Annotated in this window: 21 protein-coding genes and 4 tRNA genes; 15 read left to right on the forward strand and 10 right to left on the reverse strand. The window is 46.0% G+C overall.

The window, feature by feature from the left end; translation table 11 throughout:
* The coding region (locus tag AZH43_RS01960; RefSeq protein WP_131796919.1) for a GNAT family N-acetyltransferase at window positions 1-239 on the reverse strand (239 nt) is incomplete at its 3' end.
* A gap of 225 nt (window positions 240-464) precedes the next feature.
* Between AZH43_RS01960 and abuO the strand changes: the two genes are divergently transcribed.
* Together abuO and phoU are read left to right on the forward strand one after the other, a co-directional pair.
* Complete coding sequence (gene abuO, locus AZH43_RS01965) at window positions 465-1,814, forward strand: multidrug efflux outer membrane protein AbuO (protein ID WP_067666039.1); 1,350 nt, start codon at window positions 465-467, stop codon at window positions 1,812-1,814.
* 87 nt (window positions 1,815-1,901) lie between these two features.
* On the forward strand, window positions 1,902-2,618 hold the full coding sequence (phoU, locus tag AZH43_RS01970; RefSeq protein WP_067666042.1) for a phosphate signaling complex protein PhoU: 717 nt from the start codon (window positions 1,902-1,904) through the stop codon (window positions 2,616-2,618).
* Between the two features lie 155 nt (window positions 2,619-2,773).
* Here the strand turns inward: phoU and AZH43_RS01975 are convergent, their stop codons facing one another.
* Window positions 2,774-4,576: an ABC transporter ATP-binding protein gene (locus tag AZH43_RS01975; RefSeq protein ID WP_067666045.1), complete on the reverse strand. Its 1,803-nt coding sequence runs from the start codon at window positions 4,574-4,576 to the stop codon at window positions 2,774-2,776.
* Between the two features lie 146 nt (window positions 4,577-4,722).
* Between AZH43_RS01975 and AZH43_RS01980 the strand changes: the two genes are divergently transcribed.
* Window positions 4,723-5,346: an alpha-ketoglutarate-dependent dioxygenase AlkB family protein gene (locus tag AZH43_RS01980; protein WP_067666048.1), complete on the forward strand. Its 624-nt coding sequence runs from the start codon at window positions 4,723-4,725 to the stop codon at window positions 5,344-5,346.
* Between the two features lie 191 nt (window positions 5,347-5,537).
* On the opposite strand, the gene AZH43_RS01985 is transcribed toward AZH43_RS01980, so the two are convergent.
* Complete coding sequence (locus tag AZH43_RS01985; RefSeq protein WP_067666051.1) at window positions 5,538-6,311, reverse strand: IclR family transcriptional regulator; 774 nt, start codon at window positions 6,309-6,311, stop codon at window positions 5,538-5,540.
* 475 nt (window positions 6,312-6,786) lie between these two features.
* Here AZH43_RS01985 and AZH43_RS01990 point away from each other — a divergent pair, with 475 nt between their 5' ends.
* From AZH43_RS01990 to AZH43_RS02000, 3 genes are read left to right on the forward strand one after another with little or no spacing between them, the layout of a single operon-like run.
* The gene (locus AZH43_RS01990) at window positions 6,787-8,886 is read left to right on the forward strand and encodes an FUSC family protein (RefSeq protein ID WP_067666054.1); all 2,100 of its coding nucleotides are present in this window, start codon (window positions 6,787-6,789) and stop codon (window positions 8,884-8,886) included.
* Entirely contained in the window at window positions 8,879-9,082 is a 204-nt protein-coding gene (locus AZH43_RS01995; protein WP_067666057.1) for a DUF1656 domain-containing protein, read from the forward strand. Before AZH43_RS01990 ends, AZH43_RS01995 begins: the two co-directional genes overlap by 8 nt.
* Window positions 9,083-9,108: 26 nt before the next feature.
* On the forward strand, window positions 9,109-10,116 hold the full coding sequence (locus tag AZH43_RS02000; RefSeq protein ID WP_067666060.1) for an HlyD family secretion protein: 1,008 nt from the start codon (window positions 9,109-9,111) through the stop codon (window positions 10,114-10,116).
* Window positions 10,117-10,173: 57 nt separating this feature from the next.
* Here AZH43_RS02000 and ruvX read toward each other — a convergent pair whose 3' ends face one another.
* From ruvX to recN, 3 genes are all read right to left on the reverse strand, one after another.
* Window positions 10,174-10,617: a Holliday junction resolvase RuvX gene (gene ruvX, locus AZH43_RS02005; RefSeq protein WP_067666063.1), complete on the reverse strand. Its 444-nt coding sequence runs from the start codon at window positions 10,615-10,617 to the stop codon at window positions 10,174-10,176.
* Window positions 10,610-11,164: a YqgE/AlgH family protein gene (locus tag AZH43_RS02010; protein ID WP_067666065.1), complete on the reverse strand. Its 555-nt coding sequence runs from the start codon at window positions 11,162-11,164 to the stop codon at window positions 10,610-10,612. Before AZH43_RS02010 ends, ruvX begins: the two co-directional genes overlap by 8 nt.
* 155 nt (window positions 11,165-11,319) lie before the next feature.
* Window positions 11,320-12,981 (reverse strand): DNA repair protein RecN, encoded by a 1,662-nt coding sequence (recN, locus tag AZH43_RS02015; RefSeq protein WP_067666068.1) that lies wholly within the window; start codon window positions 12,979-12,981, stop codon window positions 11,320-11,322.
* Between the two features lie 579 nt (window positions 12,982-13,560).
* Here recN and ppnP point away from each other — a divergent pair.
* From ppnP to AZH43_RS02030, 3 genes are all read left to right on the forward strand, one after another.
* On the forward strand, window positions 13,561-13,884 hold the full coding sequence (gene ppnP, locus AZH43_RS02020; RefSeq protein WP_067666071.1) for a pyrimidine/purine nucleoside phosphorylase: 324 nt from the start codon (window positions 13,561-13,563) through the stop codon (window positions 13,882-13,884).
* A gap of 138 nt (window positions 13,885-14,022) precedes the next feature.
* Entirely contained in the window at window positions 14,023-14,772 is a 750-nt protein-coding gene (rlmB, locus tag AZH43_RS02025; protein ID WP_067666074.1) for a 23S rRNA (guanosine(2251)-2'-O)-methyltransferase RlmB, read from the forward strand.
* 29 nt (window positions 14,773-14,801) lie between these two features.
* Window positions 14,802-15,719: a DMT family transporter gene (locus AZH43_RS02030; protein ID WP_067666077.1), complete on the forward strand. Its 918-nt coding sequence runs from the start codon at window positions 14,802-14,804 to the stop codon at window positions 15,717-15,719.
* Here AZH43_RS02030 and coaE read toward each other — a convergent pair.
* From coaE to pilB, 4 genes are read right to left on the reverse strand one after another with little or no spacing between them, the layout of a single operon-like run.
* The gene (gene coaE / locus AZH43_RS02035; RefSeq protein ID WP_067666080.1) at window positions 15,716-16,342 is read right to left on the reverse strand and encodes a dephospho-CoA kinase; all 627 of its coding nucleotides are present in this window, start codon (window positions 16,340-16,342) and stop codon (window positions 15,716-15,718) included. The two genes, AZH43_RS02030 and coaE, sit on opposite strands and share 4 nt — an antisense overlap.
* Window positions 16,343-16,351: 9 nt before the next feature.
* Window positions 16,352-17,215 carry a prepilin peptidase gene (locus AZH43_RS02040; RefSeq protein ID WP_067666083.1) on the reverse strand — a complete coding sequence of 288 codons (864 nt, stop codon included), beginning with the start codon at window positions 17,213-17,215 and terminating at the stop codon, window positions 16,352-16,354.
* A gap of 23 nt (window positions 17,216-17,238) precedes the next feature.
* Window positions 17,239-18,468: a type II secretion system F family protein gene (locus tag AZH43_RS02045; RefSeq protein WP_067666086.1), complete on the reverse strand. Its 1,230-nt coding sequence runs from the start codon at window positions 18,466-18,468 to the stop codon at window positions 17,239-17,241.
* A 35-nt stretch (window positions 18,469-18,503) separates the two neighbouring features.
* Window positions 18,504-20,213, reverse strand: a complete 1,710-nt coding sequence (gene pilB / locus AZH43_RS02050; protein WP_067666089.1) for a type IV-A pilus assembly ATPase PilB — start codon at window positions 20,211-20,213, stop codon at window positions 18,504-18,506.
* A 276-nt stretch (window positions 20,214-20,489) separates the two neighbouring features.
* Between pilB and tpiA the strand changes: the two genes are divergently transcribed.
* The 6 genes from tpiA (at window position 20,490) to AZH43_RS02080 (ending at window position 22,196) form a co-directional block, all read left to right on the forward strand.
* Entirely contained in the window at window positions 20,490-21,281 is a 792-nt protein-coding gene (tpiA, locus tag AZH43_RS02055; protein ID WP_067666092.1) for a triose-phosphate isomerase, read from the forward strand.
* A gap of 13 nt (window positions 21,282-21,294) precedes the next feature.
* Complete coding sequence (gene secG / locus AZH43_RS02060; protein ID WP_067666094.1) at window positions 21,295-21,624, forward strand: preprotein translocase subunit SecG; 330 nt, start codon at window positions 21,295-21,297, stop codon at window positions 21,622-21,624.
* A gap of 52 nt (window positions 21,625-21,676) precedes the next feature.
* Window positions 21,677-21,761 (forward strand) — tRNA-Leu (locus tag AZH43_RS02065).
* Window positions 21,762-21,807: 46 nt separating this feature from the next.
* Window positions 21,808-21,884, forward strand: a tRNA-Met gene (locus AZH43_RS02070).
* Window positions 21,885-21,953: 69 nt separating this feature from the next.
* Window positions 21,954-22,030, forward strand: a tRNA-Met gene (locus tag AZH43_RS02075).
* Between the two features lie 89 nt (window positions 22,031-22,119).
* Window positions 22,120-22,196 (forward strand) — tRNA-Met (locus AZH43_RS02080).
* Window positions 22,197-22,318 lie beyond the last annotated feature (122 nt).

Consider the following 22,318-nt stretch of genomic DNA (forward strand, 5'->3'; position numbering starts at 1 on the left):
AACGAAATTAACTCGGCGCGTACATTCAGCACATACATATCCAGCCATTTAATGTCAGCATGGGCTTGTGTAATATAATTTTCCGCAAAATTCAATAGCTTCCGTCCTAGACCCATATTTTGCAAAAAAGGATCAACACAGAAACTGCCTATTTCAGCTGTATCATAATTTATTGTTAATCCAATACAACCKTSMMTKRATAAAGCTGATAGCAGGGTTGTTCGATGGAATGCGCATATTCTATAGCTGAAACGGCATGATACTGTGTAGTATTGTGGAGTTGTTTGTTACAGCGCCGTATGCAATGCGGTTGCTTTGCTTAAAGTGCGGTACAGTGAGAAGAAATTGATAAAAAATTAATAAAAAACATACGCGATATTGCATAAACCGCTTTAGGATCTGCTTACAATTGATATTCGGTGCCATACTGAAAAAGCTTGGCTGTGATGGATTTACGATAAAAAATGAAGATAAATATTTTATTCAGCGCTTGCCTTTTACTTGTGAGTCCGCCTTTGCTTGCAGTTGATTTGGTGCAGGCGTATGAGCGCGCTAAACAGGCTGATCCGAATTGGCAGGCAAATCTGTTGCAGTATGAAGCAGATCAGCTGAACTTAGGCATTGCTAATGGCAATCTTTTACCGACGGTGACAGTTTCAGGCAATATCACCCGTAAAAATCAAAATTCAAATCAAAGCGGAGCCGCCCTAGGGTTTTCTTTGCCGGACAGTACCACGTCTAAGCAAATCACCCTGACTGCACGCCAGCCACTCTTCCGCTGGGATGCCTGGGAGGGCTTGAAGCAAGTCAAAACATCAATTGATTTGAGTGAAATCAATCTGCGGATGCAGCAGCAGGATCATATCCTGCAGGTGTCGGATGCTTATTTTAATGTGCTGCGCCAGCAGGCTTTAACGGCCGTGAATCTACAGGAAGAGCAGGCATTAGCTGAGCAGCTGAAAATGATGAACGCCAAACTGAACGAAGGCCTGATAGCCAAGAGTGACGTCAGTGAAGCCAATGCGCAATATCAGAATGCGCGCGCCAACCGCATAGCGACCCATGTGCAGCTTGTGCTGGCGCAGGAACAGCTGCAGCAGCTGATCGGCTTATACCGTGATAATCTGGCCGTGCTGCGTGATGATTTCCAGTTTCAAAAACCGGTGCCCAATAATATGCAGGATTGGGAAAATTTGGCGATGAACCAGAATTTAGGCATATTGCAGGCTAAAATCCAGCGCCGCTATGCAGAAGACGAAAAGCGTGTAGAAAAAGCGGCGCTTTATCCGCAGATCGAAGCGGTCGGGACTTATGGCTACAGCAAGCAAACCCCGGAATCCATTATGTCGCAAGATGGCCAGTTTGATCAGGTCGGTATTGAGATGAACTGGAATGTCTATAATGGCGGGCGGACGCAAAAATCCATTCAGCAGGCGGCTGTCAATGTCAAGAAAAGTGAAGCGCTGGTGGATGCGGCTGTGCGTAAAGCGGCAACAGACGTTAAAAAATCCTATCTGCAGGTAGAAACGGATCAGGCCAAGCTCCAAGCGCGCAAAGCGGCGATGGATTCTTCCGCGATTGTATCCAAAGCTTCGCAGGCGCAATATCAGGAAGGGCTGAAAACTATGGTGGATGTGCTTTTGGCGCAGCGCAACGCGTTTTCCGCCAAACAGGACTATCTGAATGCAAAATATGATTACCTGATGCATGTCCTGCAGCTGAAAGCTTCAATTGGGCGCCTGACAGATCGGGATCTGGAAGAAATGAACGCTTGGCTGGTCAAGCCAGCGGCGGAATCTGCTATAAAGAAATAAACTGGCCGTCATCAAACTTTAACAATGATTATGCTTTAATATCGGCTTAAAAATTTGTCTCAATTCAGCTGCTGTGGAGTGCATCCCTTGCCAAATAATCCTGTGTTGAATCACCATATTTCTTCGCAATTCAATGAAGATTTGCAGGATGTGAACACCAAATTCATGACCATGGGCGGCTTGGTCGAACAGCAGGTCGCCAATGCGATTCATGCGCTGCTGGACACTGATGCAGCTATGGCGATTGATGTGCAGTTTCAGGACAATACCGTCAACCGCTATGAAACTGAAATTGATGAGGCGCTGACGCTGATTTTGGCGCGGCGCCATCCGGCAGCCATTGATTTGCGTATGGTGATCGCCATGTCTAAAGCCAATACCGATTTAGAGCGTATTGGCGATGAAGCGGCTAAAATTGCCCGTATTGCGCAAAGTTTATGCGAAGAAGGTGGTTCTCCGCGCGGCTATATGGAAACCCGGCATATTGGCAACCAAGTGCGGGTCATGATTCATGACGCATTGGATTCATTCGCACGCTTAGATGTCGATCAGGCGCTGAAAGTCTTGCTGGCGGATGCGGATATTGACCGTGAATACCAGTCTGCTACCCGGACCTTAATGACCTATATGATTGAAGACCCGCGCCATATTACCCGCGTGATCAATGTATTGTGGGTTTTGAGATCATTGGAGCGTATCGGCGATCATGCGCGCAATATTTCTGAGCAGGTGATTTATATGGTGAAAGGCTTTGATGTGCGCCATACCAGCGTGGAAGAAATTGAGCAGAAAGTGCAGCGTTAAGCTAACTAAATTGATATGTGTGATAAAAAGCCTGCTTTGCTGACGGGGGAAAAGTCTGGTCTTGCGAAGCAAGGCTTCTTTTCTAAAAAAGAGGCCTGAAGGGTCCTTTAGAAAACTAATTATGGCAGGGCCCTATTAAGAAACAAGTTCTAAAATCAGCTGTGCGTTTCTTCTTCTGCATCATCTTCAAAGGTTTTTGCAATTTTTTCAATATTCAGGCTTTTGGCCATCGCATCAAAAATTTCTTTATACACGCCTTCCTGATGGTACAGCGCATCATGTTCGCCGTGCTCAGCAATGTAACCTTCTTTCATCACATAGGTATAATCTGCATCAATAATTTGCGACAGGCTGTGCGAGATCATAATCACGGTCCGGCCTTGCTTGATTTCATCTAAGCTCTGCTTAATCTGTTCAGTGGCAATCGCATCCAAGCTGGCTGTCGGTTCATCTAAAAAAATAATCGGCGGATTTTTCAAGAACATGCGGGCGAGGGCAATCCGTTGCTGCTGTCCGCCGGAAAGCATGAGGGCATCCGCCTCATAGCCATGCGGCAATTGCAGAATCTGGTCATGAATAGAGGCTTTTTTGGCCGCGGCAATCACATCTTCTAAGCGGGCATTGGTTTTACCATAACGGATGTTTTCAAAAATAGATCCTTGAAAAATATGATTTTTCTGTAAGACTAATCCAATGTGTTCTCGCAGGTAATGCGTATCTATTTCTTGAATATCCATACCGTCAATTTTAATTTTCCCGCTGTCCGGCTGATAGAATTTATCCAGCAGGCTGATGAGGGTTGATTTTCCTGCACCGGATAAACCAACCAGCGCCGTGATTTTATTCGGCTGTATGGTCATGTTGATATTTTTAAGCGCATGATGCCCATTGGGATAGTAAAAATCGACATTTTCCAGCTGAAATTCACCTTTGATGGCCGGTTTTTGCTGTCCGGTTGATTCAATTTCATCATCGGCTTCCAATATTTTAAAGAAGCTTTCAGAGTAAATCATGGCATCATTGACTTCATCATAAATGCGGTGCAGTGAGCGGATCGGGGCAGATACGTTATTGAACAGCAAGACGTGATACATGATCATGCCAATGCTCATCTGGCCGTCTAAAACAAAATAAGCGGTCAAGATGATAATCAGTACAATCCCGATTTGTTCAATAAAGGTTTTCAGGCCATCAAACAAAAAACTGACCTGACGCGTCTGCATTTGATTGTCAGTCAGTTCTTTTTGCAGCTTCAGCTGCTTTTCTGACTCAATGCTTTCACGGTTAAACGATTTGATGACAGTAATTGAGTTGATAATGCCTAAAATGCCTTGGCTTTTTTTCTCCCGGCCATCGCGTAAATTCCGGCGCCAGCCGCCCAGTTTCTGCGCCTGTTTATACGTCAGCCAAAAATAGATCGGCACAATGCTGAGCGCCACCAAGCCGACATAGAAATTGGCGTAAAACATGAGGCCCAGCGCCACAATGGCACTGGTAAATAAAGGTAAAATATCAATAAAGAAGATTTGCACCAACCGGGTCAGAGAACCGATGCCGCGGTCAATCCGGGTCTGCAGCTTGCCGGCTTGATTATTTTCCTGATTGAAGAAAGACAATTGGTAGGTGAGGAATTTTTCAATGATGCCTTGCGCTAAATCCTGAGAGACAAAAATCCGCAGTTTTTCCCCATAAAATTTTTGCCCGAATTGCACAAAGGCATTCAAAATTTCCTTGCCCAGCAAGATCGCTGAAATGGTGATCAGAATGTGCCAGCCTTCGGATAAGCCAAGCCCTGCTTCGACCAGTTTATTAATGCTGTCGACGGCATATTGCAGCGTCAGCGCGTTGACCTGAGCGGTGAGAGAGCCGATTAATGTCAAAATAAGGGTGGCGATGACCAGCATCCGATAAGGCCGGACAAAAGGCCGAAGTTTTTGAAACAAATGCCATAAGTTCATAAGCAGTTATTTTTATTGTGAATCCTGTTGCTGAGTCTAAGCCTGAAAATTTAAAGCGACAAGCTGTGACTTTGTATTAATTTGTGAAACGGAAGTTTTCAGTACACTGTGAAGCGGGCAGGCATTAAAACAGCAGGACGGTGAGGATGACCCTTGAATTATTTGAACCTGAAAGGCAGGACAATATTTTAGCTTTTGATGGTGTGGTACAGAATTACGGCCTCATTTTGAATGCTGAACAAAGCTGCCGCTATTTACATTATTTTCTGCAGCATTTGGCTTGGCAGCGCGATGAAGTGATCCTGCACGGCCAGCACTATATTACCGACCGTAAAGTCGTCTGGTATGGCGATGAACACTATCAATACCGTTATTCAGGCAGCCTGAAGCGTGCGCACGAGTGGAATCCTGCCTTGTATCGGCTGAAACAGCAGATTGAAAAAATTGTGGGCGCTTCTTTTAATTCATGCCTTGCCAATCTGTATGAAAATGGCCAGCAAGCGGTGGGCTGGCATAGTGATGATGAACCGTCCCTGATTTCGAAAATTGGGCATGAAACGGTGATTGCCTCATTAAGTTTTGGCGCCACACGCAAGATGAGCTTTAAGCATAAATTTCAGCCTGCAAAAGCAGATATGCTGCTGCAAAGCGGACAATTGATTGTTATGCGCGGACAGACGCAAAAATATTGGAAGCATTGCATTACTAAAACTGCGAAAGTTATTGAACCGCGAATCAATCTGACTTTCCGCTATTTTTTCCCTGCCTGAGCGCAGTAAATTCCGGACAAGAAAAAAGCCCATGAAAACCATGAGCTTCTCGCTTCTGAGGGGTGTCTTCATGTCGTTTGCCAGCATGCATGGAACATCATGTTGGTGAAGATTGATAATCATATTATGAGAATATAAATAAAAATACAATCATTTTTTATCAGCAAAGAGGATAAATTATTAGTGCGCTCTTAGTCGGCTCGATTCTCAGACAGCGTCATAAACTTCTTTTCAATTAAACTGGCGTTTTCCTGCAGAATTTCGATTAATTTTTGCAAATTAACAAATTCAAAGCGGTTTTTAGATGCCAGCAGCGTCAAGGCCAAAGGCGGCTCTTTACTGGAAAACTTAATTGGAACAGACAAGCCCGCAACATTCGGGTCGAGTTCGCCATTCGAAAAATAATAGCCTTGCTTTTTAATCTTCTTCATTTTATTGAGGAAATCATCCTCGCTATCGGCAAAACCCACTTCTGAAAGCTGAGCGGAATAGCGCTGATAGTAATCCAGAATTTGCTGCTTCGGCAGATATGACATCATAACTTTGGCGGATGACCCTACAAACACAGGGCGCGGACAGCCGCGTCCATAAGACAGCAGCAAGGTATTCTTGAAGACTTCATCGTGCAGGTCGATACAGGAATCATGATTCAGCAACGTCAGCAGACAAGAGAATTCTGTACGTTCAACAATTTCATGCATAAACGGAATGCTGATTTGCACCAGCGGGTCAGTGGTGCGGGAAATATAATCTAAAACGGCAATTTTGGACCCGAGCGTGTAATCGCCTGAAGTCCCGCTTAGGCGCTGGAGCAGCTCTGCTGAAACCAGCTCTTTAAGGTAGCGGTAACTGGTGGGTTTGGAAAGGCCCAATTCTTCACTGATGGTATCTACATTAATTACCGGACGTGATACCGAAAATATATCGAGTACAGTGAGAATTTTACCAAAACTGGAGAGCGCCATATAAACCTGCTTGGTTAACCTGAAAATCAGAAATTTAGATATACAGTTACTTTATAACAAAATGCCAAAGATTCTGCAGAACTTTTATGCGCTCAGTGTTGCTATTCTCATCATTTGGAGCGCTGTAGGAAAAAAATCATAAATAGGCGGGAAAACAAAAAAATGCTGAATTATTTATATTGAATTATCATATAGGGATATTATTATTGACATATTGAGATTAATTTGTGAAAATTATCACATAAAATATCCAATGATGAATAATTAATCAGTTTGATTCTTCGGTCTGAGTTCTTTTCTTGGCTATTTTTTGGCTGAATGCTGAAAAATGATCTTCTGTTTTTCAGCACGCATCCCTCTTATTTTGAATGTATTTTCCTATCTTGCCCTCAGGGCAGCGTACACGTCATTTTGATTGAAATGGCGCGATGAAGCCATCTCAAAAATAAGCCTTCATTCACTGACGAGAACCCATATGCTGCTGATTAAACCTTTACTCGCATTCCGTCCGAATAAAATGGATTGGATTTTTGCGTTTAAAACTTTTGCAGCAGGACTGTTGGCGCTGTATGTCGCATTTGAGCTGAATCTGGCCTATCCCATCTGGGCGATCGGCACGGTGTTTGTGATCGCCAATCCTTATTCCGGCATGACCTCATCAAAAAGCATTTATCGGGTTTTGGGGACGCTGATCGGGGCAATTGTTTCGGTCATTGCGACACCGGCACTGATCAATACGCCATGGCTATTCACTTTATTTTTGGCCGCGTGGGTCGGGTGGTGCCTGTATTTTTCATTGCTGGACAGAACACCGCGAAGCTATGTTTTTATGCTGGCAGGCTATACCACGGTCATTATTGCCTATAACGCTGTGTATTACATCGACAGCATTTCTATTTTTGATATGGCGATCGGCCGTTTTTTAGAAATTACGGTTGGGGTGGTGTGCAGCGCTATTGTGACGACGACTATTTTTCCGATGCACATTGGCCCGGCTGTGAAAGTGCGGGTCAATAAAACCGTCCAAGATACACAGAATATTTTCAATAAGATTTTACTGAACGACAAACATCAAAGCCATTATGCAGAATCTTTAGGCAGCCTTGCACGGGATATTGCTGATATTCACGGCATGACGGTGCATTTGAGCTATGAGAAGTCAACGCTCAAAGGCATGACGAAACCGCTGCAGGAAATGCTGAATCAGATGACGATGCTGTTAAGCAACTTAGTGGCCATGTCGGAACGGATGAACCAGCTGGATGAGCAATTTAAAGATGAGCATTTTCAGAAAGAAATAGTTTTGATTCATGCGCATATTCAGACGTTTATGCAGGATTATCAGGAAATTCAGGAACAGGATTTAAACTTGCTGCCGCCTGAGTTTGAGCAGGATTTTCATCAGCTGATGCAAGCGGCGCCGCACGAGCAGCAGATTATTTTGGCGGGTCTGAAAATGGATGTCCGGCACTACATTCAAAATATCCGGGCGATTCAGCTGATTTGGCAGCGGATTAACTGCGGCGATGCGGTATTGCCGGAATCTGTAACTGCCTTGACGACAAATTATCCTAATTTGCACCGTGACCATGGTGTGGCGGTACGCGGCGGAATTTCGGCTTTTATTATTATTGTTCTTGGAACCGGTTTTTGGATTCTCAGCGGCTGGAAAACCGGATTCATGCTGGCGGAAATGGCGGCGATCAGCGCCTGCATCTTAACGGCGATGGATAATCCTGTGCCTGCTTTAAAAATGTTTATCCGCGGCAATATTTATGCGGCGTTTGTCGTTTTTATTTATGCCTACGGTATTTTTCCGCATGTCACTGCATTTTGGCAGCTGGCAGTGGTGCTGGCGCCGTTTGTGATCTTCTGCCTGCTTTTATTTCCGCATCCGCCCTTAGTCGGCATTGGGCTGCCGATGCTGATGGGTACTGTCATGGGGCTGAACCTTCAGAACCGCTACAGTTTAGATCAGGTTTTATTTTTTGATGCGTCTATAGGCACGGTCATTGGGCCGATTATTTCGGTTTATGTCATTCATTTGGTTCGCGCAATGTCGCCTGAAATGACGGTGCAGCGGATATTGTCAATGCATTACAAAGCGATCCGCCAAGCGCTGTACATTCCTTATGGCGTGCCATTCCGCATACATTTGCGCAATATGCTTGACCGGATCGGTATTTTAAATACCAAAGCCGTACAGTCTGAGGCTTTAAAGCGTGACATTAATTTAGCCTTGATTGAAGCCAGCGCTGTGGTCGATTTAACGCGTCTGCAGGAATTGATGCAGAAATTGCCTGCTGAACATGAGCTGGCAGTCAGTTTGGAAGACTTGATTCAGCTGCTGGATGATTATTTCAGGACAAAAGAATTGATGCAGCCTGAACAGCAGCTGAAGGATCAGGTTTTACAGAAAATTGCGCTCTTGAAGCAGCGCAGCCATGAGTTAGACAATTGTGAAATCGCAGAGCGCCTGCAGGTTTCCTTAAACAATATCCAAAGCAGTTTATGCCATTCTTCCAATGCTGCGCCCGAATTAGATACCCAGCCTGCAGGAGTTCAACATGGGTGAGATGAATATTTACGGGGTATATGTCCCCATGCTGCTGATTCAGGCTATTGCAGCGTATGCCGTGCTGCGTGTGCTGATGCTGTTTTTAGATAAATGGGTTGAACAGGGCTGGATTGCTATGCCGAGTGTGTTCTATCTTTGCCTGTATGTCATTCTGCTGGGATGCGGACATTGGCTTTCGGCTGCTGTGCTTTAAAATTTTTGAAATGTTGAGGTGAAAAAATGACATCTGCGAATGTGCGTAAATATGTGCGGCCCGTTCTTTTGCTGGCAGCTGCGGTGATTGCTCTGCTGGTCGTGCGCCATATTTGGAATTATTACAATTCTGAGCCGTGGACGCGGGACGGGCGTGTGCGCGGAGATGTCATACAGGTTTCTTCCGATGTTTCTGGACTGGTGACTGATGTCTTGGTGCAGGATAATCAGACCGTGAAGAAAGGGCAGGTGCTGTTTAAAATTGATGTGGCGCGTCAAGCTTTAGATGTGGAGCAGGCTAAATCCGACCTTTATAAAGCCAAAGCCGGCTTGGCGGAAGCTGAAGCCGCACTGGCGCAGTCCAAAGCCAATTTGGTCAAGTCGCAAGCGGGCATCAATTTAGCGGATAAAAATGCAGCCCGCTATTCAAACTTGATGGAGGGCGCGATTTCAAAGCAGGAACAGGATCAAATGTTTGCTGCGCGGGATGAATCTCATGCAGAACATCAGCAAATGGGCGCAGCTATAGAACAGGCGCAAGCCAATATTGTGCAGCAGCAGGCCCTGATTCAGGCCGCCACCAGCAATTTGCACTTAGCGCAATTGAACTTGAACCGTTCTGAAGTGGTTGCGCCGGCAGATGGCACGCTATCCAACTTTGAACTGCAGGAAGGCAATTATGTCAAAGTCGGTCAGGCGGTCGCCGCGCTGCTGGATCGTCAAAAACTGTATATTGTTGGATATTTTGAAGAAACAAAATTAGAAAAAATTTATGTCGGCGCGCCTGCCCGAATTCAGCTGATGGGCGATTCACAGCACATTAAAGGCCATGTACAGGGCGTTGCCTCCGGCATTGAAGACCGTGAACGGACTTCAACGACAGGCCTTTTGGCCAATGTTAATCCCACATTCAGCTGGGTGCGTTTAGCGCAGCGTGTGCCGGTCAAAATTGTTCTGGATGAAATGCCGAAAAATCAGTTGGCGTTTGTGGCAGGGCGGACTGCGACGGTGCATATCGAAGAAGCGGATAAATAAAAGCTGTACAGCATTTCAAAAAAAGCATCCTTCTGGATGCTTTTTATTTCTTAGAATTTAAGGCGTCATTCCTTCAGGATTTCGGTACCAGCTTTCAATAAATAAAGCTGCGGCAATACTGTCTGCAGCCAGCTTTTTTCCTCGTCCTTGAGACTGATAGTGTTCCAGTTCTCCGCGCGCTTCACGGGTAGTCAGCCGTTCATCCACCATCAGTGTTTCAATATTGGTTTGATGGCGCAGTCTGCGGGCAAATTTCCGCGAACGGGCAGACAGTTCAGATTCACTGTCATCCATATTCAGCGGCAAGCCGACTAAAAACAAATTTGGCTGATACTGTTTGACAATTTTCAGCAGCTCATCCCAATTGGGAATACCGTCTTTCATGGGAAACAGCGCCAAAGGATTCGCGCTTTCAATGAGGGACTGGCCAACAGCCATGCCCATTTTTTGTGTACCGAAGTCAAACGCCATAATCATTTGCGGCGCATTCAAGTCAGGCATGTCCAATCTCTGAAGATAACCAAATACGGTCTACCCCCATTTTTTTATAGGCGGCATCCCAGCGGGCATCGTAGGGCAAATTGAAAATCAAATCCATATCTGCATCGCAAATCAGCCAATCACCGCGTGATATTTCGGTTTCCAGCTGATTTTTTTCCCAGCTTGCATAGCCGAGCGCCACTTGATAACGGCCGACACCTTCATTATGCGCAATGGCATCCAAAATATCTTTAGAGGTAGTGATGCAGACATTTTCACCCACTGCAATGGATGAATGCCACGTCGGCTGTCCTGTATGCAACACAAAACCGGCTTCTGGGCGCAATGGCCCGCCTTGTAAAACATCGTGCGGATTGACATTGTCCGCTTCAATTTCAAGGTCGTTCAGCAATTCTTTGATTTGGATGCCTGAAGGCCGGTTAATGATAATGCCTTGCGCGCCGTCTTGATCATGACGGGCCAAGTAAATGACTGTATTTGCGAAGAAGTCATCTTGTATATCAGGCGGAGCAATCAGGCAGCGATGCGTCAGATATTGTTTAGACACCTAGGCCGTTCTCCTTCTTAAGCAATGATTTAAAGATCGGCTGCATTTTGCCGATAACGTGCTGATTATTATCCTTCTCATTCACACGTTACTAGAGGATTGCTGATTCGCCAAATACTTTTTGTATTCGGATTCAATAAATTCCAGCAAGGGCTTCAAGCCTGCTGGAATTTAAGCTGACGCAGCTGACGCGCATGCTGCAGCGTCGTTTCATTAATTTCTATTCCGCCGGTCATGCGGGCAAGCTCAAAAATTCGTCCATCTTCTTCCAGTTCAAAAATGGTGCTGCTGGCGGGATCAGTTTGTTTCTTCTGCACCAGTAAATGCTGATCGGACTGCGCTGCGACTTGGGCTTGATGGGTGATGCAGAGAATTTGCACATGTTCTGCCAATCCCGCCAGAAGCCGCCCGACAATTTCTGCCGTGCCGCCGCTGATGCCGACATCAATTTCATCAAAGACAATGACCTCTGCATCGGTTTTCTCAGCATTCATCACTTGCATGACCAAGGCAATCCGAGAAAGTTCACCGCCAGATGCAACGCGCGCTAAAGGCTGTGCAGGAATGCCTTTATTGGCGGTAAACAGCAGCTGAATGAAACTGAGGCCTTCGCTGGATGCTTCATCCAAAGGTTCAAACCTGAATTCAAAATAGGCTTCCGGCAGCGCCAATTGCTTCACTTGCTCTGTCAGCTGTTTGGCCAGCGGCGCAGCGGCTTCACGGCGGATAGCATCCAAATGCTGCGCTTTGCCTAAAAAGTCCTGATAGGAAAGTTCGACTTGCTCGGCTAAGGTTTCAGGGTCTTCAAGTTCATTCAGCTGCTGCAACTCTGCCTGCCAAGAATCAAACTCTGTTTTCAGCAGTTCTGGCTGTGAGCGGTATTTGCGCGCCAGACGATGAAATATTTCTAGTTGAGAATTCAACTCTTCCATGCGCTCAGGGTCAAAACTTTGACGATCCATGAATTGGCGCAGCGTTGCTGTGGCATCTTCGAGTTCGCTTTGCGCATTCAGCATCGACGTATATATTTCAGAAAGCTGCTCACTGCGGCCAGCATGCGATTCAAGGCGCCGTAAAATTGAAGAGATTTCCTGAGTGATGTTCTGCTCGGCGTCATCCAAAGCCGCAAGGCTGTAATTGCAGTCCTGCATAATATGCTCATGATGGCTCAGGCGGTCAAATTCCTGCTCGATATCTTTATAGTCCATCTGGACAATATTTTCGAGTTCTTCTAATTGCAGCTCTAGGGTGTCAATCCGCTGTTTGCGCGTAGCTTGCGCATCCAATGCTACTTGATGCTGTCGGATATCTTTTTGCCATTTGCCGTAAGCGTCACGGACAGATTGCGCGGGCGCATAAAAGTTGCTGTAGCGGTCCAGCCAATGTTTAGGATAAGGCGGTTCCAGCAGCTGCTGCTGGCTGTGCTGGCTGTATAGCTGTACCAGCAGGCGGCCTATTTCTTTTAGCTCGGCTAAGCTGCTCGGGCGGCCATTAATCCAGGCTTTACTGCGGCCTGTTGCAAAAACAACGCGGCGCAGCAGAATTTCACCGGATTCATCATCCAGTTCCTGCTCTTTCAGCCACAGTGCTTCCGGTGAATCCGGCTGATAGCTGAACGTTGCGGTCACATCCGCTTTATCTGATCCAAAACGCACATAATTGGTATCTGTACGTTCGCCTAGGCATGCCGAAAGCGCATCAAGCAGCAAGGACTTCCCAGCGCCGGTTTCACCGGTTAAAACGTTGAATCCTTGTTCAATATCAATGGCTAAATGTTCAGCTAAGGCAAAATTGATCAGAGTTAAATGTGTCAGCATAAACGCATCCAAGCTGCGAGAAGTTCGAGTTTAAGATAGACAAGTTTTGTTTTTGCCACAAGACGGTTTTTATTTTTAAATCACCGTAAACCGCATAATTCTATATTAATTTGTACATAAAAATACACATTCAGCCTGATCCATTTATAAATCATCACATGCGCAATTAAAATTGATAGGTAAGGACGATAGTTTCACCCCGCCAGTGAACAATGCCTGAGCACGCAGAAGGCGGAAGTTGAGGTGATTGCATGGCTGAGTTTCATCAGCATGACAGGCATTGCGGCCCTTATCGTCAGTGCTTTGGTTCTGAAAAGCTTGGCAGATAAAATGCTGGGAAACATGATGGCTGAGGTTTGTTTGACGCAATGCCAAAAAGAGATTTGTACAGCGGAATGACTTGTTTTAGACTCAATAGCCATTGCAGTAAAATTGCACGCTGCGCATGCAAGGGCTTGCTGGCCGGCGCATCTCAATCTTTGGTCGATCTGCATTAAAGATGGATTGATTAGTTGAAGCCGCGCCATTAAAATGCTTCAAGCAAATATTATAAATACGCTTTATCTGGAGAAAATACGCATGTCAGCTCAGTTTGATCATGTATCAGTTATTAAAAAATCAAATGTCTACTTTGGCGGTCTTTGCATTAGCCACACAGTGCAATTTGAAGATGGCACCAAAAAAACTTTGGGGGTGATTTTACCGACTGAACAGGCGTTAACTTTTGAAACGCATGTTCCAGAGCGCATGGAAATCATTTCAGGTGAATGCCGTGTTCAGATCGCTGACAGCGAAGAAAGCGAATTGTTCCGCGCAGGCCAGTCTTTTTATGTGCCGGGCAACAGCCGCTTTAAAATTGAAACAGATGAAGTGCTGGATTATGTCTGCCATTTAGAAGGCTGATTGATTCCAAATAGTGAACTGTTTTAGGCCAAGAAATTTCAGTCCAAATCAGTTAAACTATGCACTGAGCATAAATCCTGTAAAGCCTGCTTTACAGGATTTTTCTTTTGAATGATCCATTGAAGTTAGAGGCTGTTCATGGCGAAACCTGAATATTATTATGGCGTACATTCTGTAGAGTCATTACTGGAGCTTGAACCTGAGCGTGTTTTAACTTTATTTGCGTTAAAAGGGCGTGAAGATCAGCGGCTGCAGCATATTTTTGAGCTGGCAGAGCCATTTGGCGTCAGCATTCAAAAAGCCAGCCGGGACACTTTGGAAAAATTGGCGGGCTTGCCGTACCATCAAGGTGTCGTGGCGGCTGTGCGTCCTCATCCGACATTAAATGAAAAAGATTTAGACGACCTGCTGACGGCGTCCAAACAGCCTTTATTGCTGGCTTTGGATCAAATCACAGATCCGCACAATTTAGGGGCATGCATCCGTACCGCAGCGGCTATGGGTGTTGAGGCTGTGATTGTACCGCGTGACCGTGCGGCAAGCTTGACGCCGACAGCGCGGAAAGTCGCTGCTGGCGGTGCCGAAAAAGTGAAATTCATCCAAGTGACTAACTTGGCGCGTACTTTGAGCCAAATCAAAGAGCAGTTTAATGTGCAGGTTGTAGGGACGATGCTGGATGAGCAGGCGCTGCCGATTCAACAGTTTGATTTTACCGGCGCAGCCGTATGTGTGGTGATGGGCGCAGAAGACACAGGCCTACGCCCAATTACCCAAGCGCAATGCGATCAAAAAGTCTATATCCCGATGGCTGGGAACCTGCAAAGCCTAAATGTCAGCGTTGCAACAGGCATGGCGCTGTATGAAGCCTGCCGCCAGCGGAATATCTGATACATTATTGATTTTATAAGAAGCCCATCATGCCCCCGCAAAAGCAAGGTTATTTGTATGTCCTCATTACTATGTGTATTTGGGGAGGCTTTACTTTAACTGCTCGCCTCAGCGCCAATTGGGGGATCAGCGCGTGGGATTTGACTGCATTGCGGTTTATGCTCGCATTTCTCATCTTAATGCCGATTTTAATCTATAAAAAAGACACTGCATTTTTATGGAAGAAAGAGCCTTTTATTTTGGCAATGGTGGGTGGTGTGGTTTATTGCTTGACTGCCTATAGCGCTTTTCATTTTGCGCCTGCGGCGCATGCGGCAATTTTTCTGAATGGCTGCATACCGCTGTGTACGGCCGTGGCTGCCTATATAATGTTTCGGCAAGCGTTCGACGGCCATACTTGGGCTAGCCTGATCATTATGGTTATTTCTTTGGCGGCGATGAGTTTTTTGATGTATCAGCAGACAGGGCAGGCTTTTGGTTTGGGTGATCTGCTGTTTTTTCTCAGTGCTATTTGGTGGGGGATTTTCACCGTTTTGCTGCGTCAGTGGAAGCTATCGGCATGGCATGCGATGTCCGGTGTGGCGGTTTGGTCAGCAATTGTTTATGTGCCGGTCTATTTATTGTTCCTGCCGAAGCATCTCACCGAACCTGATCCAGTGCATTTGATTTCGCAGGTGTTATTCCACGGAATCTTTGTGGTCATTATCGCAACATTGACTTATGTCGAAGCCATTAAGCGTCTTGGCGCCTTTAAAACAGGCAGCATTGTGACTTTGGCGCCATTTATTGCCGCTATTATTGCTGTGCCTTTGCTGAATGAACCCTTGAATATTGCAATTGTCTGCGGATTGGCGGGCATGGGGATTGGTGCGCTGCAGCCATGGCGCTGGCTGATGCATCAAGATCCGCTGCAAAAACAGCTGAATGAACAAAAAAAGCAGCCTTAATCCGGCTGCTTTTTTAATGCAGAAGCCTGCAAGGCGAGGGTCAAATATTCTTGATGCAAGGGCAGCAAGTGCTGGTACAGGTGGTCCAGATGACCGTCATTCAGCACTATATCATCTGCAACTTGCTGTTTATTGGCGCGGGGCATCTGTGCAGCAATAATGGTTCTGATCTGTTCTTCGGTTTGCCCGTCCCGCTGGGATGCGCGCTGGATCTGCAGTTCTTCAGAGGCATCAATCAGCAGGGTGCGCTGGGTCAATTCATGCTGATTGGTTTCAAACAGCAGGGGAGAAACCAAGATGGCATATGGGCTGTCTGCTTGCATCAGCTGCTGAATAATGGAACTTCGAATGGCTGGATGAGTGATTTGCTCTAGTGCTTTACGCGCTTCCGGCGTTTTAAAGATGTGTTCACGCAATGCGCGGCGGTTGAGTTCGCCATCTTTCTGAAGGACCCAGTCACCAAAGGCTTGATGAATGGCTTGTAGCGTGGGCTGGTTTTTTTGCACCACGTCACGCGCGGCGAGATCAGCGTCTACGACGATAATGCCTTGAGATTCAAACCACGCGCTGGCGGCTGATTTTCCGCTGCCGATACCGCCGGTTAATCCCACTACAAAAGTCATGCCTGTTCCTTATTGACCCAAATAAATTTTCATAATCTGCTCGCCCCAAAGAAAGGCGATCCAGCCTGCAATGGCAATATAGGGGCCGAAAGCAAAAGGCTGATTTTCTTTACGGATTTTCAGTAAGATAATGCCGATAATTGCCCCTACTAGGGAGGATAATAGCACAATCAGCGGCAGCATCAGCGGCCCCATCCAGGCGCCTAATGCGGCGAGAAGCTTGAAATCGCCGTATCCCATACCTTCTTTGCCTGTCACTATTTTAAAAATGAAGTACACAATCCATAGGCACAGAAAACCGATAATATAGCCCCAAATGGATGAAGTTGGAGAGGTATAAATAGCGAAGCTGTTGATGCCTAAACCCAACGCGGCCAGAGGAAGAGTATAGCGGTCAGGTAGCAGCTGCGTATCAAAATCAATAAATGTCAGCGCGATTAAAACCCATGTGAACAGCAAGGCGAACAGCATTTGCATGGTAGGACCAAATACAGCTGCAACGATTAATGAACACACAGCAGTCAGCAATTCAATCAGCGGATAGCGTATGCTGATCGGATTTTGGCAGGCGCCGCATTTGCCGCGCAATACCAGCCAGCTGATGACAGGAATATTCTGATACCAGCGAATAGGAGCGCTGCATTTCGGGCAAGCGGAATCTGGCTTGCTCAGCGTGATTCTGCTTTCATCAATAATCGGCTGATCTGGGTGAAGCAGCAGCTGGCAGTCAGTGCGCCATTCCTGCTCCATCATTTTGGGTGTGCGGTAAATAACCACATTGAGAAAGCTGCCTATGCACAGGCTGAACAATCCAACAGCAATATACAGCGCTGTCGGATTTTCTACAAAATAAGAAATAAGATCAGAGAACAATTTTAATTTAAGCCTTTTGAGATTTAACCAACCACAGAACCCATTTGGAAGATTGGCAAGTACATGGCAATCACCAAGCCGCCTACCAGTACACCAAGAATGGCCATAATTAAAGGCTCCATCATTGATGTTAATCCATCAACAGCATTATCCACTTCATTTTCATAATGTGTTGCGACTTTATCCAGCATAGCATCCAGAGCACCGGATTCCTCACCAATCGCCACCATCTGTACGGCCATAGATGGGAATTTATCCGTCACCCGCATAGCAAACTGCAGCTGTTGGCCTGTTGCCACATCTTCACGGATCTTCATGACGGCTGTTTCGTACACCACATTGTTGGTTGCGCCTGCTGTCGATTCCAATGCATCAATCAGCGGAACACCGGCTGCAAAGGTGGTTGCTAGCGTACGGCTATAGCGTGCGATGATCGCTTTGTAGACCAAGTCGCCAAATATCGGCGCTTTCAGCGCGGCTTTATCGAGAAAATCTCGGAATTTTTTACTGCGCTTTTTGGCTTCGAGAAAGCAGGCAATGACCGCGGCAACGGCAATAATAAAAATAAACCAATAGCTTTGGAACCAGTTTGACATGTTGACTACCATTTGAGTAAATGCCGGCAAGTCAGCGCCAAATGATGAAAATAGGCCTTGGAAAACGGGTACAACTTTAACCATTAGAATGATGGTTACAATAATCGCAACGACAATGACTGCAATGGGATACTTCATGGCCTTTTTAATTTTTTGCTTTAACAGCTCGCTTTTCTCTTTATAAATCGCTACGCGGTCCAGCATGGTTTCCAGTGCACCGGATTGCTCGCCTGATTCCACCAAAGAGCAGAACAGTTTGTCGAAATATTGCGGATACTTGCGCAGCGCGCCTGCAAAGGTATTGCCGCCTTCAACCTCGCCCTTAATGCCTAAGACGACTTCACGCATAGAGGGGTTTTCCAACCCTTCAGCGACGATTTCAAAGCCTTGCACCAGAGGAACACCGGCTTTCATCATGGTTGCAAGCTGGCGGGTAAAGATGGTGATATCCAGCGTAGACACCTTCTTTTTCATCAAGCCTTCAAGAATGTTTTTGCGTTTTTCCCGAATATTCTTAATGGTGATGCCTTGCTTGCGCAGCGTCACTTTGGCCAGCGCCATATTGCGCGCCGGCAGTTCCCCTTTGATTTTGGCCCCTTTACGGTCAATTCCTTCATAACTGAAGGTTGGCATCATCTGCGCTTTTTTGACAGCCATGCATTTATCCTTATTTTAAATTTTAAAAACAGCAATTATTCACTGGTTACGCGATTGACTTCTTGAAGTGAAGTCACCCCCTGCATAACCTTCATTAAACCTGAACGTCGTAAATTGTTGAATCCAGCTTGAGCGGCAGCATCCGCAATTTGAAGGGCATTGCCGTCTTCCATGATAATACGGGAAATTTCCGGTATCACTTTCATCACCTCATAGATCCCGACACGGCCTTTATAGCCTTCACGGCATTCAGGGCAGCCGACAGGCTGGTAAATTTGAAAGTCCGGATTTTTGATATCGTCTTCTGTAAAACCCATTTCCAGTAAGCTTTGTTCTGGAATTTCGATGGCCTCTTTGCATTGCGCACAAAGCCGGCGCGCTAAGCGCTGCGCGATAACCAAGTTCACGGACGTTGCAATATTAAATGAAGGCACGCCCATGTTGCGCAGACGGGTTAATGTTTCGGGCGCACTGTTGGTATGCAGTGTGGATAAAACCATATGGCCTGTTTGCGCCGCTTTAATGGCAATTTCAGCTGTTTCCAAGTCTCGAATCTCACCGACCATGACGATATCTGGATCTTGGCGCAAGAATGATTTCAAGGCTGCCGCAAAAGTTAAGCCGACTTTATTGTTGACGTTTACCTGATTGACACCTTCTAAGTTAATTTCAACAGGATCTTCCGCTGTTGAAATATTGGTGTCTTCACGGTTGAGAATATTGAGGCCCGTGTAGAGCGATACGGTTTTACCGGAACCGGTCGGGCCAGTAATCAGCAGCATGCCTTGCGGTTTATCCAGTGCATCCATAAATAATTTTTTTTGCTCTGGTTCATAGCCGAGCGCATCAATGCCCAGCATGGCGCTGGAGGGATCGAGAATACGCAGTACCAGTTTTTCACCAAAAAGGGTCGGCAAGGAGTTGACACGGAAATCAATGGCTTTGCTTTTAGACAGCTTTAATTTAATCCGGCCATCTTGCGGCACCCGTTTTTCTGAAATATCCATTTGTGACATGACTTTCAAGCGCGACGCCAAACGGTTGGCCAGCTGCAGGGGCGGGTTCGCAATTTGGCGCAGCACGCCATCTACCCGGTAACGCACACGGTAAATTTTTTCATAAGGTTCAAAGTGCAAGTCTGATGCCCCCATGCGGATAGCATCGACCAAGAGCTTGTTGATATATTTAACAATTGGCGCTTCTTCGCCTTTTTCTTCTTCATCGTCATCCGCGCTTTGCTCCGGCGCATCAGTCGCAATGTCCAAATCAAAGTCATCATCAAAATCAAATGTGCTTTCTTCGGCAAAACTCTGCTCAATCAGCTTTTCCAATTTATTGTGTTCAACAATAATGGTTTCAGTGTTCATTTTGCTGCTGAAACGGATGGCATCCACGGCTTCAATGTTGGTCGGATTGCTGGTGGCAACATACAGGGTGTTGGCATTTTTGAAAATGGGCAGGACGCGGTAGCGCGTGATCAGTTTTTCATCAATATCTTCGCGGATAATCAGATTGGCATCATATGCCGCAATATCAAAAATGGGTTCGCCAAATTCGGCTGAAATGGTTTCTGCCACCGTCAAAGATGGAATATTCAATTCTTTGGTGAGGTAAGCTACGATATCTTGATTGGCATTTTTCGCATTCAAGAATGCTTCACGCATTTTTTCTGCAGACACGTGTCCTTCTTCGACCAGGCGCCGAATAAACCCTGTAAATCTTGGAGATCCCTGTAGTGCTGTCATGCTTGAATAGGCCTATGTGTCAGTTTGTTTATAATTGGTATCTTAAAATTATACTTTTGTTATTTAAAAATACCATATCTTAAAGTGTTGTCACTACCTAAGTATCGCTCAAAACTTTGAACCAGTCCTTAAATCGCCGGGTTTTTTTTGAAAAACTGCCCTGAAAAGAAAGTTTCTGCTTTTTGCCATTGAAATTGCAGGCTGAAAATTATCATCAAAATTTTCAATTACGTGTAGAATGTGCCCGTTTTCATCTAAAGTTTCTGCAGGTTATTTATGTCGGGTGCGGCGATTACACCTTGGGTTGTTGGCAATTGGAAAATGAACCCATTGCGGGCAGATGCCAAACAGCTGGTTGAAGAATTAAAACAACTGCTTCAAAATCAAAATATTGAAGAATCGAAATGTCATATTGGCGTTGCGCCGATTGCGCTTGCGCTGCAAAGTGTGCAGGCGCAATTTTCAGACAGCAGCCGAAATATTTGCGTTGTCGCTCAAGATTTATCCCGTATTGCGGGAACGGGCGCCTATACTGGTGAGATCAGCGCGGAATTATTGAAAGACAGTGAAATTGATTATGTACTGATTGGTCATTCAGAGCGCCGTGAAGTTTTGGGTGACAGTCCCGCTGTGATCAATGAAAAAGTTAAGCATGCATTAAGTGCTGGTTTAACTGTGATTTATTGTGTCGGTGAAAGTCTGGAACAGCGTGAAAAAGGTCTGGCGGAACAGACTGTTCTGCAGCAAATCTGCGATATTGCTGCAGTGGTGAAGGCAGAGCAGTGGCGCCAAATTGTGATTGCCTATGAACCTATTTGGGCGATCGGCACTGGCAAAACAGCATCTCCAGAAGATGCGCAGGCCATGCATGCCAAACTTCGTGAAGGTTTAAGCCAAATTACACCTGCCGGCCGGAGCATGGCTATTCTATATGGCGGTAGTGTAAAACCGGAAAATGCAGTAGAGTTAGCAGCCTGTCCAGATATCAATGGTGCATTGGTTGGCGGTGCATCATTAAATGCAGAGTCTTTTTATCAAATTGCTCAAGCATTTGCGAATACAAAATAATTAGGAGTTCAGCATGCAAACTTTTGTGCTGGTAGTGCATATTATCTTAGCCGTTTTGATGATTGTTCTGATTTTAGTTCAGCATGGCAAGGGCGCAGATGCGGGCGCATCCTTTGGCGGCGGCGGGGCGGCGACAGTATTCGGCGCTTCAGGCTCGGCTAACTTTTTGACCCGGTTGACGGCTATTTTGACGGCTTTATTCTTTGTGACCAGCTTGACGCTGGCTGTTTATGCGAAGAAGCAAACGACCGATGCCTACAGCCTGAAATCCATTTCTTCTGCGCCAGCCGTTCCGGCGAAAGTGGCTGAAACTTCACCAACTGCACCAAAAACGTCTGAATAATCTATTTAGTTCTTTCTTTTTTGAGGTGATGCGTCTAGAATGCGTCACAGCTGCGGTGGTGGTGGAATTGGTAGACACGCTACCTTGAGGTGGTAGTGCTTTCGGGCGTGGGGGTTCAAGTCCCCCCTTCCGCACCAACTTGTAATCCAGAACATAAGTTGGTGTGTGCAGCAAATCTGTTGATGCGGGATGGAGCAGTCTGGTAGCTCGTCGGGCTCATAACCCGAAGGTCGTTGGTTCAAATCCAGCTCCCGCTACCAATCTTATTTTAGACGCAAACTGAAATAGGCGCTTTAATTTAAAGGCGAGATTAATTATTTGCATATTGTTGCGGGATGGAGCAGTCTGGTAGCTCGTCGGGCTCATAACCCGAAGGTCGTTGGTTCAAATCCAGCTCCCGCTACCAATTCTGATTAAGGTGCAACTTAGTCAGGCAAACCTTGAAGAGTTTGATTGAAAAGCCTTCAGTTTTTGTATATAATTTTTGCACGTTGATGCGGGATGGAGCAGTCTGGTAGCTCGTCGGGCTCATAACCCGAAGGTCGTTGGTTCAAATCCAGCTCCCGCTACCAAGTTTCTAAAAGAGGCTCACAACTAGGTGGGCCTTTTTGCACAGTGGACTATGGTTTTCTGTGCATAATTGKSGCKAWAGTTTCATCTTTATAAGTCATAATTACATCATCTAAGTGAGTTA

Origin of the sequence: Acinetobacter pragensis (genome assembly GCF_001605895.1) — a bacterium.
Lineage (GTDB): Bacteria > Pseudomonadota > Gammaproteobacteria > Pseudomonadales > Moraxellaceae > Acinetobacter > Acinetobacter pragensis.